The sequence below is a fragment of the Streptomyces sp. SID12501 genome, assembly GCF_010550245.1.
Lineage (GTDB): Bacteria > Actinomycetota > Actinomycetes > Streptomycetales > Streptomycetaceae > Streptomyces.
In genome coordinates this window covers 85,577-100,225 of the sequence record NZ_JAAGLU010000003.1, presented here as the reverse complement: position 1 = coordinate 100,225, position 14,649 = coordinate 85,577, and the positions used below count along the sequence as shown (strand labels likewise).

At 68.1% G+C, this 14,649-nt stretch carries 16 protein-coding genes and 1 tRNA gene; 11 read left to right on the top strand and 6 right to left on the bottom strand.

Annotated elements, in window-relative coordinates; genetic code table 11:
• Nucleotides 1–4: 4 nt before the first annotated feature.
• The 9 genes from G3I71_RS03935 (at nucleotide 5) to G3I71_RS03895 (ending at nucleotide 6,350) form a co-directional block, all read left to right on the top strand.
• Nucleotides 5–607 (top strand): hypothetical protein, encoded by a 603-nt coding sequence (locus tag G3I71_RS03935; protein WP_164312498.1) that lies wholly within the window; start codon nucleotides 5–7, stop codon nucleotides 605–607.
• Complete coding sequence (locus G3I71_RS03930; protein ID WP_164312497.1) at nucleotides 604–948, top strand: hypothetical protein; 345 nt, start codon at nucleotides 604–606, stop codon at nucleotides 946–948. The genes G3I71_RS03935 and G3I71_RS03930 overlap by 4 nt, the downstream gene beginning before the upstream one ends.
• A gap of 17 nt (nucleotides 949–965) precedes the next feature.
• Nucleotides 966–1,484 (top strand): hypothetical protein, encoded by a 519-nt coding sequence (locus tag G3I71_RS03925; protein WP_164312496.1) that lies wholly within the window; start codon nucleotides 966–968, stop codon nucleotides 1,482–1,484.
• 160 nt (nucleotides 1,485–1,644) lie between these two features.
• Nucleotides 1,645–2,535, top strand: a complete 891-nt coding sequence (locus tag G3I71_RS03920; RefSeq protein ID WP_164312495.1) for a bifunctional DNA primase/polymerase — start codon at nucleotides 1,645–1,647, stop codon at nucleotides 2,533–2,535.
• Nucleotides 2,532–2,888: a hypothetical protein gene (locus tag G3I71_RS03915; RefSeq protein ID WP_164312412.1), complete on the top strand. Its 357-nt coding sequence runs from the start codon at nucleotides 2,532–2,534 to the stop codon at nucleotides 2,886–2,888. The genes G3I71_RS03920 and G3I71_RS03915 overlap by 4 nt, the downstream gene beginning before the upstream one ends.
• Nucleotides 2,885–4,051 carry a DUF3631 domain-containing protein gene (locus tag G3I71_RS03910; RefSeq protein WP_164312494.1) on the top strand — a complete coding sequence of 389 codons (1,167 nt, stop codon included), beginning with the start codon at nucleotides 2,885–2,887 and terminating at the stop codon, nucleotides 4,049–4,051. The genes G3I71_RS03915 and G3I71_RS03910 overlap by 4 nt, the downstream gene beginning before the upstream one ends.
• A 225-nt stretch (nucleotides 4,052–4,276) precedes the next feature.
• The gene (locus tag G3I71_RS03905) at nucleotides 4,277–4,486 is read left to right on the top strand and encodes a helix-turn-helix domain-containing protein (protein ID WP_164312493.1); all 210 of its coding nucleotides are present in this window, start codon (nucleotides 4,277–4,279) and stop codon (nucleotides 4,484–4,486) included.
• Nucleotides 4,487–4,560: 74 nt separating this feature from the next.
• Entirely contained in the window at nucleotides 4,561–5,736 is a 1,176-nt protein-coding gene (gene xerC, locus G3I71_RS03900; protein ID WP_164312492.1) for a tyrosine recombinase XerC, read from the top strand.
• A 71-nt stretch (nucleotides 5,737–5,807) separates the two neighbouring features.
• Nucleotides 5,808–6,350, top strand: coding sequence for a hypothetical protein (locus tag G3I71_RS03895; protein WP_164312491.1), 543 nt, complete (start codon nucleotides 5,808–5,810; stop codon nucleotides 6,348–6,350).
• Nucleotides 6,351–6,492: 142 nt separating this feature from the next.
• Here G3I71_RS03895 and G3I71_RS03890 read toward each other — a convergent pair.
• The 3 genes from G3I71_RS03890 to G3I71_RS03880 form a co-directional block, all read right to left on the bottom strand.
• A tRNA-Pro gene (locus tag G3I71_RS03890) sits at nucleotides 6,493–6,566 on the bottom strand.
• A 42-nt stretch (nucleotides 6,567–6,608) separates the two neighbouring features.
• Complete coding sequence (locus tag G3I71_RS03885) at nucleotides 6,609–7,385, bottom strand: Pr6Pr family membrane protein (protein WP_164312490.1); 777 nt, start codon at nucleotides 7,383–7,385, stop codon at nucleotides 6,609–6,611.
• Nucleotides 7,386–7,459: 74 nt separating this feature from the next.
• Nucleotides 7,460–8,386: a metallophosphoesterase gene (locus tag G3I71_RS03880; RefSeq protein ID WP_164312489.1), complete on the bottom strand. Its 927-nt coding sequence runs from the start codon at nucleotides 8,384–8,386 to the stop codon at nucleotides 7,460–7,462.
• Between the two features lie 78 nt (nucleotides 8,387–8,464).
• Here G3I71_RS03880 and G3I71_RS03875 point away from each other — a divergent pair, with 78 nt between their 5' ends.
• A complete protein-coding gene (locus tag G3I71_RS03875) occupies nucleotides 8,465–8,929 on the top strand; it encodes a GatB/YqeY domain-containing protein (RefSeq protein ID WP_164312488.1) in 465 nt (154 codons plus the stop codon).
• A gap of 255 nt (nucleotides 8,930–9,184) precedes the next feature.
• Here G3I71_RS03875 and G3I71_RS03870 read toward each other — a convergent pair whose 3' ends face one another.
• A complete protein-coding gene (locus G3I71_RS03870) occupies nucleotides 9,185–11,446 on the bottom strand; it encodes a transglycosylase domain-containing protein (protein ID WP_164312487.1) in 2,262 nt (753 codons plus the stop codon).
• 419 nt (nucleotides 11,447–11,865) lie between these two features.
• Between G3I71_RS03870 and wblA the strand changes: the two genes are divergently transcribed.
• Nucleotides 11,866–12,204, top strand: a complete 339-nt coding sequence (gene wblA, locus G3I71_RS03860; RefSeq protein ID WP_053745774.1) for a transcriptional regulator WblA — start codon at nucleotides 11,866–11,868, stop codon at nucleotides 12,202–12,204.
• Between the two features lie 46 nt (nucleotides 12,205–12,250).
• Here the strand turns inward: wblA and G3I71_RS03855 are convergent, their stop codons facing one another.
• Nucleotides 12,251–13,633 carry an ArsA family ATPase gene (locus G3I71_RS03855; RefSeq protein ID WP_164312486.1) on the bottom strand — a complete coding sequence of 461 codons (1,383 nt, stop codon included), beginning with the start codon at nucleotides 13,631–13,633 and terminating at the stop codon, nucleotides 12,251–12,253.
• Nucleotides 13,630–14,607, bottom strand: a complete 978-nt coding sequence (locus G3I71_RS03850) for an ArsA-related P-loop ATPase (RefSeq protein ID WP_164312485.1) — start codon at nucleotides 14,605–14,607, stop codon at nucleotides 13,630–13,632. The genes G3I71_RS03855 and G3I71_RS03850 overlap by 4 nt, the downstream gene beginning before the upstream one ends.
• Nucleotides 14,608–14,649 lie beyond the last annotated feature (42 nt).

Genomic DNA, 14,649 nt, shown 5'->3' with positions numbered 1-14,649 from the left:
CGCCGTGAACGAACCGATCATCGCCCGGCACTGGCTCGCCCTCGCCGCACCCAAGGCAGCGCCCGCCATCGCCACCACCACCGTGCTCGCACTGGCCCGGATCTGGAACGCCAACGGCGCTGAACACAGCGTCGGCAACGCCGTGCTGATGACGTCCCTGGCCCTCGGTGCCGCCGCCGCGGGGGTGGCCGCCGGCAACAGCACCGGAGACTCGGTGCTCGTGGGGACCGCGTTCGCCGCGTCCGGTGCGCTCGCCTTCGCCGGGGTCGCCGGATACGCGGATGGTCTGCCGTTGCCGCTGTTGCTGTGGTCGTTGGCCACCGCGGGCGCCTACGGACTCGCCGCCCGCTACTGGCGCACCGACCGCCGCGACCAGATCACCCACGAACGCGACACGAGCGACCGGCGCGAGGAATACGCGCACGTCGAACGCGTCGAAACCCTGCGCGCCACCACCCAGATCGAAGTCGCCCGCAGCGGCGCCGCCTACGCCGAAGCCCTCGCACAGGCACTCGTCACCCGCGCCACCCTCCCCGGCTTCGACCCCACCGCCCTGGAACGCGCAGGACTGCCCCAACTCCCCACTGTGCAGAGGGAGTCCGCGTGATCGCCCGGCTCCTCGCCCGCCACCGCCTCGCCGTCCGCCACCACGCGGGATGGGTCTCCCACCCCGTCGGAGGGCGCCCGCGCGGCCCGCGCCCGATCCTCGCCCTGCACCGTCTCCCGGACCCCAACTGCCCGTACTGCGGCGGCGAGGGAGACGTGATCGGTGCGGTGTACGGGGAGGACGAGCCGGACTACGACGCCTGCGTGTGCGCCCCGTTCCTGCCGCTGCGGTTCGTGTGGCTGCCTCACAGCCCGCGCTGGCTCCGCATCCGGCGGGCCTGCCCGGCTTGCGGCACCCGCTCACGCACGTGCGGCTGCTACAGCACCGAACCCCCGTTCTGATCACTGAGAGGACCACCGTGTTCGAGATCCGCATCATCTGTGACCCGGCCGACACCAACCGCATCGTCGCCGCGCTGGACACCACTTTCGCGACCGGCACCGTCACCGTCGAACCCGCCCGCGACGGCAAGCGCACCCGCCTCTACGCCCATGTCGACCACCGCGCCGAACAGGGCCCGTGGCCCACCCCGGAAGCGGCCTACGCGTTCGCCCCGAGCATCGTCCGCGAGATCGCATGGACCGCCCGCACCGCCAGGACCGTCATTGACCTGCCGTTCAACGGCGACGACGGCCGCGAATACTGGCTGCGCAAAGCGGCACTGCTGGACCGCATCGCGCTGCACGACGAACAGGCAGGCATCACCAGCGACGCCGACACGGCGGCCACCCAAGCGGCCCGCCGGTTCGTCGACCACGACCGCGACAACAGCGGCGGACACCCGAGCGGACCGATTCGGGCCGCGTACCCGAGGGCCGCCGCCGAATCGCGCGGCTACGTCCGCCAGGAATACGCCCACTGGGCCAAGCACCAGTAGCAATGCCCGAGGCGGCGCCTCTCACCACAAGACCGCGCCGCCTCGGTTCTCCCTGTCCCTCCAACAGAACACAGGAGACCTCCAGCATGACCCACCGACCGGCATTCGGCGAGAGCCGTCCGGCCCTTGCCACCCCATCGAGCGGATTGGCGGTGGCCGCATGAACCGCCATCTTCTGTACGCCGCACTGGACGCTGCCGAGCGAGGATGGGCCGTCCTCCCTCTGCGCCCCGGTGACAAGCGCCCTGCCCTCCACGGGGAGGACGTATGTCCCGGCATCGGAGACTGCGCCGGCGGTCACCGCAAGTGGGAAGAGCGCGCCACGATCGACCCGGACCGCATCCGCCGGGCATGGGGCGACCTCCCGTTCAACGTCGGCATTGCGACCGGTCCATCCGGGCTGGTTGTAGTCGACCTCGACATGCCCAAGCGCAAGTGCAGTACGGACACGCCTAACGGCGTGACGACCTTCACGGCGCTCTGCGAGCGCGCCGGGCATGCCGTCCCCACCACGCGCACGGTGCGGACCGCGGGCGGCGGGGTCCACCTGTACTTCGCGGCGCCGCCCGGTGTCCGGCTCGGCAACACGGCTGGACGGCTCGGTAAGCGCATCGACACCCGGGCGTGGGGCGGTTACGTCGTTGCGCCCGGCAGCATCACCAGCGGTGGCGCCTACGCGATCGTCAACGACGCACCGCCCGCGCCCCTGCCGGACTGGCTGTGTGCCCGCTTGACGGTCCGTCAGTCATCGCGGGCACTGACGGCTGCACCATCGGCTGTACGAGCCTCTCGCTACGCGGCAGCGGGCCTGAATGCGGAAACCGCGAGCGTTCGCACGGCACCGGAGGGCGAGCGCAACGCCACGTTGCTCCGGGCGGCGCGAGCCTTGGGGCGGTTCATCGCGTCGGGCGACCTTCCCAGGGAGCAGGTGGAAGAGGCTCTTCAGTGGGCGGGGGAGCAGGCTGGTCTCTCGCCGCGATCGTGTGAGGCGACCATTCGCAGCGGTCTGAATTGGTCGATTGCTCGAAACCAGCACCGGAGGGCGGCATGAGCGCCCCTACTCGCCCCCTCCTGAAGAGCCTTCCCGCTCCCCACTCCGGCCCGCGCGCCGCCGCACAAGCCGCGCTCGGTCTGGCCGTGGGCGAGCCGATAGGCGCCGCCCGCAAGGGCGTCCGCACTGCTGTTGGCCCTGACTCGCAGCAGGGAGATGGGCGGTACCCGGTCGCATGGCTGCGCATCTCCGCACCCGGTCGCGCCGTACCGACCGCCACCTCGAAGTGCCTGTGCGGCAGGGACCGCAGCGCCGTCGGTCACACGAAGGTGCTTGCCCTGATTGACGACCACAGCGCACACCGCGACGTATGTCCGCTCCGCATCAACCAGGAAGGGAGGCAGGCGGCATGAGCGCCAACTCGCCGGCACCCGTCATGGACGGCTCCGCACTGCTCGATGAGGTGGAAGCCTTCCACCGACGCTTCAACATCTTCCCGCTCGAAGCCGCGTACGTCGCCGTGACTCTGTGGGACGCGCACGCGCACCTGCTCGACTGCTTCGACTCCACACCGCGGCTCGCGTTCCTGTCGCCGGAGCCGGGGTCGGGCAAGTCTCGCGCTCTGGAGATCGTGGAAACCCTCGTGCCGCAACCGATGGTCGCGGTCAACGCATCCGCGTCCGCACTGTTCCGCGCGGTGTCCGGGATGGAGGGACGGCCGACGATCCTGTTCGACGAGATCGATACGGTCTTCGGGCCCAAGGCCGGAGAGAACGAACAGCTCCGGGGCTTCCTGAACGCAGGCCACCGACGCTCTGGCGTCATGTGGCGCTGTGTGGGCGACGGCTCCAATCAGCAGGTACAGGAGTTCCCGTCGTTCTGCGGGGTCGCGGTCGCCGGGCTTGGCTCGCTGCCCGACACGATCCTGACTCGCTCGGTCATTGTTCGGATGCGGCGCCGCGCACCGAACGAGCAGGTCGAACCGTTCCGTCAGCGCATCCACGAGAAGGAAGGACACGAACTGCGCGACCGGCTCGCCAATTGGGCGCAGTCCATCCGCCACCTGGTCGATGGAGTGTTCCCGGAGCTTCCGGAGGGCATCAGCGACCGGCCCGCGGACGTATGGGAGCCCTTGCTCGCCGTGGCCGACGCGGCGGGCGGCACGTGGCCGGAGCGGGCCCGTGCTGCGTGCATCGAGCTGGTGAACGCGGCCAAGACCAGTGACAAGGGCAGCGTCGGAATCCGTCTGTTGATCGACCTGCGCGACTACGTGCTCAACGGCATCGACCGTCTGCCCACCGTCGCCATCCTCGACAGGCTGCACAGCCTCGAAGAGGCGCCGTGGGCGGACATGAGCGGCAAGCCGCTTGATGCCCGCGGCCTCTCACGGATGCTGCGCGAGTACATGACCGCGGACAACTCGCCGATCGCGGCCCGCAACATCAAGGCCGGCGGAAGCGTCATGAAGGGCTATTACGCGTCCGATCTTCACGACGCGTGGCAACGCTACTGCCCTCCCCCCGCGGAAAGTGCGCTACTTCCGCTACCTCCGCTACCGGGCAGGCCAGAGCACTAAAACCGGTAGCGGATCGGCACTCCGCATCCGCTACCGCGCCGCCCGTCCGCTACCCGCCCCGCGGCCACGATCCCGGGGCCGGTAGCGGCTCCATCCGCTACCGCTGCCCATATCCGCTACCACGATCATGCCCCTGAACAGGGCGGTAGCGGAGGTAGCGGAAGTAGCGGACCTGACAGGAAGGGGGCCACCGCCCCTGACTCCCTGCCGAGGAGGCACCGCCGCATGAGCACCGCCGTTGCGTCTGCTGAACAACTCCTCTACCGGCCCGAAGAGGCCGCGATAGTTCTCCGGATCGGCCGCTCGATGGTCTACGAGGAGATACGGCTCGGAAGACTCCAGACCGTTCGCATCGGTCGACGTCGACTCGTGCCGCCTGACTACATCGCGGAGTACGTCGAACTTCTCAAGCGCGAGGCAAGAGCCACCGCCTGAACTCCCAACCACCCACCACAACAGGGCCGCGTCCTCCCGGGGCGCGGCCCTGTCCTATGGAGGCACAACGCAGCATGACTGAGACCCCGAAACGCGCCACCAAGGCGGGACACGGTGCGGACACGATCTATTGGGACCCCGCGAAGAAGAGCTTTGTGGGCGCCGTTTCTTTGGGGCACGCCCCGAACGGTAAGCGCCGTCGACCGAAGGTGTACGGCAAGACGAAGACCGAAGTCCGCAACAAGATCCGGGACTTGAAAAAGGAGGTACAGACCGGCGTTAAGGCGCCGGCCAACTACACCGTGGCGGACGCGGTGAACGACTGGTTGGAGCGCGGACTCAAGGGGCGCGACGAGAAGGGCACCATCGGCAAGAACCGCTCGATGGCGAACAAGCACCTGATCCCGTTCATCGGCAAGGCCAAGCTGAAGGAACTCAGCGCGGACGACGTCGATGACTGGTTGGACGACAGGGCCGAATTCCTCGCGACGCGAAGCCTGCGCGACCTGCTCGCCATCCTGCGCCGGTCCACCGCGCACGCTCAGCGCCGGGACAAGGCAGCGCGCAACGTGGCCCTTCTCGTCACCGCACCGGAAGGGCGCCCCGGTCGACCGAGCAAGGCACTGAACTTGGACGAGGCCAAAGCGGTGCTCATTGCCGCACGGCCGTCACGGCTGTACGCGTACCTCGTGCTCTCGCTGCTCAGCGGCGTTCGTACGGAAGAGGCGCGGCCTCTCACCTGGGATCACGTCTTCCTGGAGACGAAGGGCGACGTTCCGCCGCACGTCGCGGTGTGGCGCTCGGTGCGCAAGCACGGAGAGACAAAGACCAGGAAGAGCCGGCGGACCATCGCTCTCCCGAATCAGGTGGTCGACGTGCTCGAAGAGCACCTGAGATTGCAGAAGAAGGAACGCACGTCGAAGGGGAAGGAGTGGGACCCGACCGGCCGTGTCTTCACGACCCGGACCGGCGAGCCGCTAGATGCGGCCAACGTTCGGCGCGACTTCAAGGCCATCGTCAAGAAAGCGGGACTGAAACCGGAGTGGACCCCGCGGGAGCTGCGGCACAGCTTCGTGTCGCTGCTCTCGGACCATGGCATCCCGTTGGAACGCATCGCGCTTTTGGTCGGTCACAGCAGTCAGGCGACCACGGAAGCGGTGTACCGCAAGCAACTCCGCCCGGTGATCACGCAGGGAGCGGAAGCGATGGACGAGATCTTTGCTGATGGTGGGGGAGGCCCGGTGGTTTGAGCGACGCTGCTCCTCCACAGCCTGATGGTGAGGTGTCGCTGAAGAGGTGACGCCATCATTTAGGGAGATCGGTGGGGAACGAGTTCTCGACCTTGATCGGAGTCGTGCTGGGTGCAGTCCTGTCGTACCTGGTGGGGATGCTGAACGAGCGGACCCGCTGGCGAAGGGAGCACGGGGCTCGGTGGGACGGGTTGCTCTTGCAGGCGTACAGCGATTACGGGCAGGCAATCAAGGAGTGCGTTGTCGCTTACCAGAGGCTGGCTGCACATCAAGGGTTGACTGAAGATCCCACTCCCGTGGAGCCTACGAACGATGCGCTGGAGCAGGCAGCAAAAGCGGAGGCGAAGCGTGCCGCCATGACGGAACCGCTCCGCCTACTGGCTGATCCCGCCACAGCCACTGCGGTCCGCAAGCTGAACGAGACGGTGTGGCATCTGGAGTGGATGGCGCGGGGCCGTCTTGCCGGGGACGCGGCCAAGTGGGAACAGGCATATCGCGAGTATCGGGGGGCCAGGGAAACCTTTTACGACAAAGCACGGACAGGCCTGCAAGTTCCGGGTGGGGTCATCGCTGAGCGCGCGAGTTGGCCGCCATCGTGGCGAGCGGGCGCCTGAGCGGAGCGGTCCACCGGTCTCGGGCAACGTGCAGAGGACGGGCGCAGAGGGTTAGCAGTCCCACAGTGGGGTTCTTCTCGTTTGGCCCCCCGAGCACGACAGAGGCCCATTCGCGATCAAGCGAATGGGCCTCTGACCTGTGTCGGGGTGGCGGGATTTGAACCCACGACCTCTTCGTCCCGAACGAAGCGCGCTGCCAAGCTGCGCTACACCCCGATGTCGCTGCTTGTCCTGCTTGTCGCGGCGACGTCGTTTACTTTAGCCCACGGGTGGCCCCAGGCGAAATCCGGTTTTGACGCGGTGGTGGACGGGGTTCGGGCGGATGTGGTCGACGGTTACGAGGAGGACGGCAAGGGCGTAGAAGGCGAGGCCGAGGAGGAGGGCGTTGCCCAGGACGCTCTTGTAGCCGTGTTCCTCCACGTCGAGGAAGCCGTACAGATAGCGGTTCGGCGTGCCCGGGAGGAGCAGTTCGCCTCGGGCCAGGGAGAAGGCCAGGTACGCCAGGGGGTACAGGAGCCACGGTGCCGCCTGACGCAGGTGCAGGTGGCCGGAGGCGGTCATGAGCAGCAGGTTCACGAGTGCCGCGATCGGGATCGCCGTATGCAGGATCTGGTCGGTGATGACGTGCCAGCCTGTCGGCGGAGACGGTGTGGCGAACGGGCTCGACGGGTTGGTCACCAGCAGGTGATGGACCAGGGCGCCGATCACGACGTACAGGAGCGCCGCGCCCGTCAGGGTGGCGGGCAGGGGGCGGCGGGCTGTCCAGGCGCGGCGGGCCGAGACGGTCATGACCAGGGTCAGCAGGATGCTGCTCTGGATCGTGAACCGGCTCAGGACGTGGAGTGGGCTGCCGAGGAGCAGTTCGGCTGTCACGGCGGTGGCCGCCGTGGCGGCGGTGAGGAGGCGGAAGGCCGCCGTCACGGGGCGGCGTATCGGCGTCACCACCGCCGTGGCGGGGACGGGGGAGGAGAGGAGGGCCGGTCCGCCCGGGAGCGCGGGGAGGTCCGGGATGTCCCTGGGTATCGGGGCGGTCATGCCCTCACGCTAGGACGGCCGGGCAAATGGGGCGATCCGGGCGGTCTGTGTGGGTTACGCCCGCGCCGTCAGCGTCAGCCTCGCGCGGCCAGCGTCAGCAGTGTCGCCTCCGGCGGGCAGGCGAACCGTACCGGCGTGTAGCGGTTGGCGCCGCAGCCGGCGGAGACGTGGAGGTACGACGTCCGGCCCTCCGCCGTGTGTGTCGACAGGCCCTTCACGCGGTCGGTGTCGAGGTCGCAGTTGGTGACCAGGGCGCCGTAGAAGGGGATGCACAGCTGGCCGCCGTGCGTGTGGCCGGCCAGGGTCAGCGGGTACGAGTCCGCGGTGAACGCGTCCAGGACCCGGAGGTAGGGGGCGTGGACGACGGCCATCGAGAAGTCAGCCGTCCTGGACGGGCCGCCGGCCACCTGCGCGTACCGGTCCCGCTTGATGTGCGGGTCGTCCAGACCGGTCAGCTCCACCGACATGCCGTCGATCTTCAGCGTGCCGCGGGTGTTCGTCAGGTTCAGCCAGCCCGCCGTGTCGAAGCCGTCGCGCAGGTCCTCCCACGGGTTGTGGACCACGTCGACCGCGGGCGGGTTGCCGTTGAGCCCGTGTTTGCCCTGGGTCTTCTCGAGCAGGTAGCGGGCGGGGTTACGGGGTTTGGGGCCGTAGTAGTCGTTCGAGCCGAAGACGTACGCGCCCGGGAACTCCATCAGCGGGCCGAGTGCGTCCAGCACCTCGGGCACGCCCTCCGGGTCGGACAGGTTGTCGCCCGTGTTGATCACGAAGTCGGGGCGCAGGCCGGCCAGGGAGCGCAGCCAGCGCTGCTTCTTGTACTGCCCGCCGACCATGTGGATGTCGGAGACCTGGAGCACGCGCAGGGGGCGCATGCCCGCGGGCAGCACCGGCACGGTCACCCGTCGCAGGCGGAAGGAGCGGGTCTCGAAACCCGCCGAGTAGACGAGGCCGGCGGCGGCAACCGCCGTGATTCCCAGGGGTACTGCGTATCGCGCGCGCATGCTCCCATCGTGTCAGGCGCGCAGCGACGGTGGAAATCCACGGGCGGTGCCCTTCCCGTACCTGCGACAATCGATCCCATGACCACGCTCAAGTCGAAGCTCAGGGAAGACCTCAACGCCGCCATCAAGGAGCGCGACGAGCTCCGCTCCTCGACGCTCCGGCTCACCCTCACCGCGATCACCCAGGAAGAGGTCTCCGGCAAGGAGAAGCGCGAACTCTCCGACGAGGAGGTCACCAAGGTGATCACCCGTGAGGCGAAGAAGCGCCGCGAGGCCGCCGACGCCTTCGCTCAGGGCAACCGCCCCGAGCAGGCCGAGCGCGAGAAGGCGGAGGGCGTGCTCCTCGCCGCCTACCTGCCCAAGCAGCTCGACGACGAGGAGCTGAACCGGATCGTCGCCCAGGCCGTCGAGGAGGCGAAGGCGGCCGGTGCCGAGGGGCCGCGTGCCATGGGCCAGGTCATGAAGATCGTGAACCCGAAGGTCGCGGGCCTCGCCGAGGGCGGCCGGGTCGCCGCCGCCGTGAAGAGGCTCCTCGCCGGCTGAGTGCGCTCAGTATCCTCAGTCCCCTTAGCGCTCTCGGTTCCCTGAGTGTTCTTCGGTCCACAGCTGTGGAGTACGTCAGCCGGCGCCACCTTCGTGGCGCCGGCTCGGTCGTTCGCTGGTGGCCGCCGACGTGGGCGGGCCGACGGTGAAGCGGCGACGGCGGGGCACCGTAACCAGGTCACGGTGCCCCGCCGAGAGAGTGCCCACGTTGTCCAACCGGCGCGATTACGCCTGGAGTTCGTAGGGGTCCGGGCGTCAGCCCCGGCCGCCCCCGTTGTCGTTTCCGTTGCTCGTGCCCTGGAAGAGGTTCTCCGGGATGGAGAAGGTCGGCGTCGGGAACGTCGTGTTGCCGCCGTTGTCGTTGTCGCCGTCCGTCGTGCCGCCGTTGTTGTTGCCGTTGTCGTCCCCGGTGTCACCGTCGTTGTCGTCCGGCTTCTGGACGGGCGGTTCGATGATGGGGACGAAGTTGAAGTTCCCGGAGTCCTTGCCCGCGAGGGCGCCGGTCATGGCGTCCTTCCAGATGGGCCCCGGGACCTTGCCGCCGAAGACGAGTTCGTTCCAGACGCCGCCGATCGTGATGTTGCGCATCTTCACGTTCTGCATGGCGCTGCCGACCCAGACGGCGCCGGACAGGGTCGGGGTGTAGCCGACGAACCAGGCGTTCTTGCGCTCGTCCGTCGTACCCGTCTTACCGGCGTTGTCGCGGCCGTCGGTGAGGCCGGCCGACTGACCGGTGCCGGAGTCGACGACGCCCTGGAGCAGGGTGTTGATCGTGTCCGCGGTGGTCTCCGACATCGCGCGCGTGCACGTCGACTTCGGGACCGCCAGCGACTTCTGCCCACCGTTGGCCTTCTGCGTGATCGACTCGATGGCGATCGGCGTGCAGTACGTGCCACGGGAGGCGAAGGCCGCGTACGCGCTCGCCATCGTCAGCGGGGAGATGCCCTTGGAACCCAGGGCGATGGCGGGCACCTCGGGCAGCTTGTCGCCGTTGCCCTGGGTCACGTGCAGCGCGTCGGTCATCTTGACCACCGGGCACAGGCCGATGTCGGAGATCATCTGCACGAAGTAGGTGTTGACCGACAGCTCCATCGCCTTGCGCAGGCGGTACGGGCCCTTCTCCGACTCGCTCTCGTTCTCGACCTTCGCGTTCTCCTGGTTGGTCCACGGACTGCCGCTGCACGTCTGGACCGGGCTCGGGTACTCCATCTCGTACGGCGCCGAGTACTCCTGGATCGCCGGGCGGCCCTCCTCCAGGGCAGCCGCCGCCACGAACGGCTTGAACGTCGAACCGGTCGGGAAGCCGAAGTTGGAGCCGCCCCGGTCGCTGCCGACCGAGTAGTTGATCTCGGTCTCGTTCTTGCCGTAGCCGTACGGCTTCGACTGGCCCATGCCGAGGATCTTGCCGGTGCCCGGCTCGACCAGCGTGACAGCCGTCGCCACCTTGTCCGACTTGTACACGTGCTCCTTGATCGACGCCTGCACGGACGCCTGGGACTGCGGGTCCAGCGTCGTACGGATGGTCAGGCCGCCCTGGTTCCAGATCTTCGTCCGGGCCTCGCGCGTCTTGCCGAAGACCGGGTTGGCGAGGAACTCCTTCTCGACGTACTTGCAGAAGAAGCCCGCGCCCTTGACCGCCGCGATGCAGCCGTTCTTGGGCTGGCTGACCTTCAGGCCGAGCGGCTTCTCCTTGGCGGCGGCGGCCTCCTGCTCGGAGATGTCGCCGACCTCCGCCATGCGCTGGAGCACGGTGTTGCGGCGCTTGGTGGCCTCCGCCGGGTCGTTCACCGGGTCGTACCGGGTCGGCGACTGGACGATGCCTGCCAGGAGGGCCGACTGGGCGAGGGTGAGGTCCTTCGCGGACTTGGAGAAGTAGCGGCGGGCGCCGGCCTCGACGCCGTAGGCCTGCTGGCCGAAGAACGTGATGTTCAGGTAGTTCTCGAGGATCTTCTTCTTGCCCAGCTCCTCCTCGACCTGGATCGCGAACTTCAGTTCCTTGATCTTGCGGCCGATCGTCTGCTGCTGGGCCTGCGCGACCTTCGTCGGGTCGTCGCCGGCCTCCTCCACGAAGACGTTCTTCACGTACTGCTGCGTGAGCGTGGAGGCGCCCTCCGCGACGCCACCGCTCTGCGCGTTCTTGTTGAGCGCCCGCAGGACGCCCTTGAGGTCGATCGCGCCGTGCTCGTAGAACCGGGAGTCCTCGATCGCGACGATCGCCTTCTGCATGTACGGCGAGATGTCCTTGAGCTCGACGACCGTGCGGTCACGCGAGTAGACCGTCGCGAGCTGGCCGCCCTTGGCGTCCAGGATCGTGGTGCGCTGGCTGAGCGGCGGGCGCTTCAGGTTGGCCGGGATCTCGTCGAATCCCTCGACCGAACCCTTGGCCGCGAGGCCGAGCGCACCTGCGGCGGGCAGGGCGATGCCCGCCATGACGGCTCCCGCGAGCACGCTGACACCGAGGAACTTGGAGGCCTGCTGGATTACCGACAGGCCACCGCCCGAGCGCTTGTTTGGCATGAGGGCAGCCTACGTTCTCATTCGCCGGACACACGTACAGGCCTTGGCCTAAGCTCTTCACAACTGTCACAGCAGTGAGGTCACGTATCAATACGTCCGTGAGACCCGAAACGGTTCGGATGTAGTCCAACTTTTTTTGGATTTTTTTGTGGAGTACGTGCCCGGATCCGCCTCGTGTGTCACGTGGTGTCCGTTGTGACTCAACCGAAACCTCCCGCTTCATCTGGATAGTCGCGCATGTCGGTCGCTCACTCCCCCGGGTGATCTGCCGCTTACCCATAGTCCGTTCGGGCCATTCAAGATTGGGCCCGAAGGGGGTGTTGCGCTGTGCCCTCCTTCCGTAACGTCCTCAACTGGCGGCGGTGAATATGCCGCTGCCGCCGTGGGGGAGCCTCGATTCGGGAGAGGACGGCGCCGGTATGGGCTGGGTTACCGACTGGAGTGCGCAGGCGGCCTGCCGCACTACCGATCCGGATGAACTGTTTGTTCAAGGAGCAGCGCAGAACAGGGCCAAGGCAGTGTGCACCGGATGTCCGGTACGCACGGAATGCCTGGCTGATGCGCTCGACAACCGCGTCGAGTTCGGCGTGTGGGGAGGAATGACGGAGCGGGAGCGCCGCGCACTGCTGCGCAGGCGTCCCACCGTCACCTCGTGGCGTCGGCTGCTCGAAACAGCGCGTACGGAGTACGAGCGAGGGGCGGGAATCCTGCCCCTCGATGAGGAAGAGGTGTACGAGAACTACTTGGCGGTGGGCTGAGCCGTCTCGGTCGGTCACCGCCGTCCCGGTCATCACTCGTCGTCAGTCACTCGTCTCCGGAATGCTTTGACAGCTCCGGAAGCGTCGGCAGCTCCGGCCGTTCGGTCGCGAGCCGGTTTCCGATGTTCCGCAGGCCCGCGAGGTCATGTACGTCGCCGGGCAGTGCGGCGACCTCGGTCACCGCCACCTCCGGGTGGCGCGCGGTGAAGCGGTCGCGTGTGCGCTGCTCGCGGGAGAGCAGCTGCATACGGTCGGCGTGCAGTCGGAGCAGGCCTGCGGTGAGTTGTTGGACGCTGGGTTCACTCGGGGCGGCGGTCTGGTCACTGTCGGTGGCGGTGGGGGGGCCTTCGACGTGTTCTTCGACGTCTGAGCGATCCGGATGATCTGGCCGGTCTGAACTGCCGTACGTGTCGGGAGAGTTACGAAGTCCAGCTTTCCCGTCCTCCTGATCGACAATGCGGGGCTCTTCAAGATTTTCCGCGGCGGCGAGCGCACGCTCGGCCGACAGCTGGGCGGCGCCGCTGCCGTGGACCCGGTTGAGCACCAGTCCGGCGAGCGGCATGTCCTCCGCGGCCAGCCGTTCCACGAAGTACGCGGCCTCGCGCAGCGCGTCCCGCTCCGGGGCCGCCACCACGAGGAACGCCGTGCCGGGCGCCTGAAGCAACTGGTACGTGGCGTCGGCGCGGGTACGGAAACCACCGAAGGTGGTGTCCATCGCGGCCACGAACGTCTGGACGTCCTTGAGGAGTTGGCCGCCCAGGAGCTTGCCCAGGGTGCCCGTCATCATCGACATCCCGACGTTCAGGAACTTCATTCCCGCGCGCCCGCCGAGCTTCGCCGGCGCAGTCAGCAGCCGGATCAGCCTGCCGTCGAGGAACGAACCGAGCCGCTTCGGGGCGTCCAGGAAGTCCAGCGCGGACCGGGACGGAGGTGTGTCGACGACGATGAGGTCCCATTCGTCGCGCGCCCGCAGCTGCCCCAGCTTCTCCATCGCCATGTACTCCTGCGTGCCCGCGAAGCCCGCCGAGAGCGACTGGTAGAAGGGGTTGGCGAGGATCGCGGCGGCCCGCTCACCGTCGGCGTGCGCCTCGACGATCTCGTCGAACGTCCGCTTCATGTCGAGCATCATGGCGTGCAGTTCGCCGCCGCCTTCGACGCCCTTGACCCGCCGCGGCACGTTGTCGAGCGAGTCGATGCCCATGGACTGGGCGAGCCTGCGGGCCGGGTCGATGGTGAGTACGACCACCTTCCGTCCCCGCTCGGCGGCGCGCAGCCCGAGTGCCGCCGCGGTGGTCGTCTTACCGACCCCGCCGGCCCCGCAGCACACCACGATCCGCGTGTCCGGATCGTCGATCAGTGGATCCACCTCGAGCACGCGCGCGGGGAACAGACCATGGCGGGAAGCGGTGTCGTGCTGGTCCGGACTCATGACATCCTCTGCTTCCGCAGCTCGTGGGCCAGTTGGTAGAGACCTGCAAGGTCCATACCCTCGGTGAACAGCGGCAGTTCGTGCATCGGCAACTGCAACTCGCCCAGCACGGAACGCTGTTCGTGCTCCAGTGCATACCGCTCCGCGTACTCCTCGGCCTGGGTCAGCAGGGGGTCCACCAGCTTCTCGGCGTTCCCGCCGCGCCGCGCCCCGCCGAGTCCGGCGGCCGACAGCGACCGCGCGAGCGCGCCGCGCGGAGCCGCTCGTACGAGTTCCAGCTCGGCCTCGTCCAAAACCTCGGGCCGCACCATGTTGACGATGATCCGCCCCACCGGCAGCTTCGCCGCCCGCAGCTCGGCGATACCGTCCGCGGTCTCCTGGACGGGCATCTCCTCCAGCAGCGTCACCAGGTGCACCGCCGTCTCCGCCGACTTGAGCACGCGCATCACGGCCTGCGCCTGGTTGTGTATCGGGCCGATCTTCGCGAGGCCGGCCACCTCGTCGTTGACGTTCAGGAAACGGGTGATGCGGCCGGTCGGCGGGGCGTCCATCACGACGTGGTCGTAGACGAACCGCCCGCTCTTGTCCTTCCGGCGGACCGCCTCGCACGCCTTGCCGGTCAGGAGGACGTCCCTGATCCCGGGGGCGACGGTGGTGGCGAAGTCGATCGCGCCGAGTTTCTTCAGGGCACGGCCGGCGCTCCCGAGCTTGTAGAACATCTGGAGGTAGTCCAGCAACGCCTGCTCGGGGTCGATGGCAAGGGCAAACACCTCCCCGCCCCCGGGAGCGACGGCGATCTTCCGCTCCTCATAAGGCAGCACTTCTGTCTCGAAGAGCTGCGCGATGCCCTGCCTGCCCTCGACCTCGACGAGAAGCGTGCGCTTCCCCTCGGTGGCGAGGGCGAGCGAGAGCGCTGCGGCGACCGTGGTCTTTCCGGTCCCGCCCTTACCGCTGACGACCTGGAACCTGCTCACGTATCCGAGGTTAACCAGTCCGGCCCGAAGCTACGCAGGTGG

Excerpts from the sequence above, each read along its gene's own strand:
- G3I71_RS03920 (WP_164312495.1), top strand. The coding sequence starts at position 1,645 with ATGAACCGCCATCTTCTGTACGCCGCACTGGACGCTGCCGAGCGAGGA.
- G3I71_RS03910 (WP_164312494.1), top strand. The coding sequence starts at position 2,885 with ATGAGCGCCAACTCGCCGGCACCCGTCATGGACGGCTCCGCACTGCTC.
- G3I71_RS03870 (WP_164312487.1), bottom strand. The coding sequence starts at position 11,446 with ATGCCAAACAAGCGCTCGGGCGGTGGCCTGTCGGTAATCCAGCAGGCC.
- G3I71_RS03915 (WP_164312412.1), top strand. The coding sequence starts at position 2,532 with ATGAGCGCCCCTACTCGCCCCCTCCTGAAGAGCCTTCCCGCTCCCCAC.
- G3I71_RS03885 (WP_164312490.1), bottom strand. The coding sequence starts at position 7,385 with ATGACCGCCCCGATACCCAGGGACATCCCGGACCTCCCCGCGCTCCCG.
- wblA (WP_053745774.1), top strand. The coding sequence starts at position 11,866 with ATGGGCTGGGTTACCGACTGGAGTGCGCAGGCGGCCTGCCGCACTACC.
- G3I71_RS03875 (WP_164312488.1), top strand. The coding sequence starts at position 8,465 with ATGACCACGCTCAAGTCGAAGCTCAGGGAAGACCTCAACGCCGCCATC.
- G3I71_RS03905 (WP_164312493.1), top strand. The coding sequence starts at position 4,277 with ATGAGCACCGCCGTTGCGTCTGCTGAACAACTCCTCTACCGGCCCGAA.
- G3I71_RS03880 (WP_164312489.1), bottom strand. The coding sequence starts at position 8,386 with ATGCGCGCGCGATACGCAGTACCCCTGGGAATCACGGCGGTTGCCGCC.
- xerC (WP_164312492.1), top strand. The coding sequence starts at position 4,561 with ATGACTGAGACCCCGAAACGCGCCACCAAGGCGGGACACGGTGCGGAC.
- G3I71_RS03855 (WP_164312486.1), bottom strand. The coding sequence starts at position 13,633 with ATGAGTCCGGACCAGCACGACACCGCTTCCCGCCATGGTCTGTTCCCC.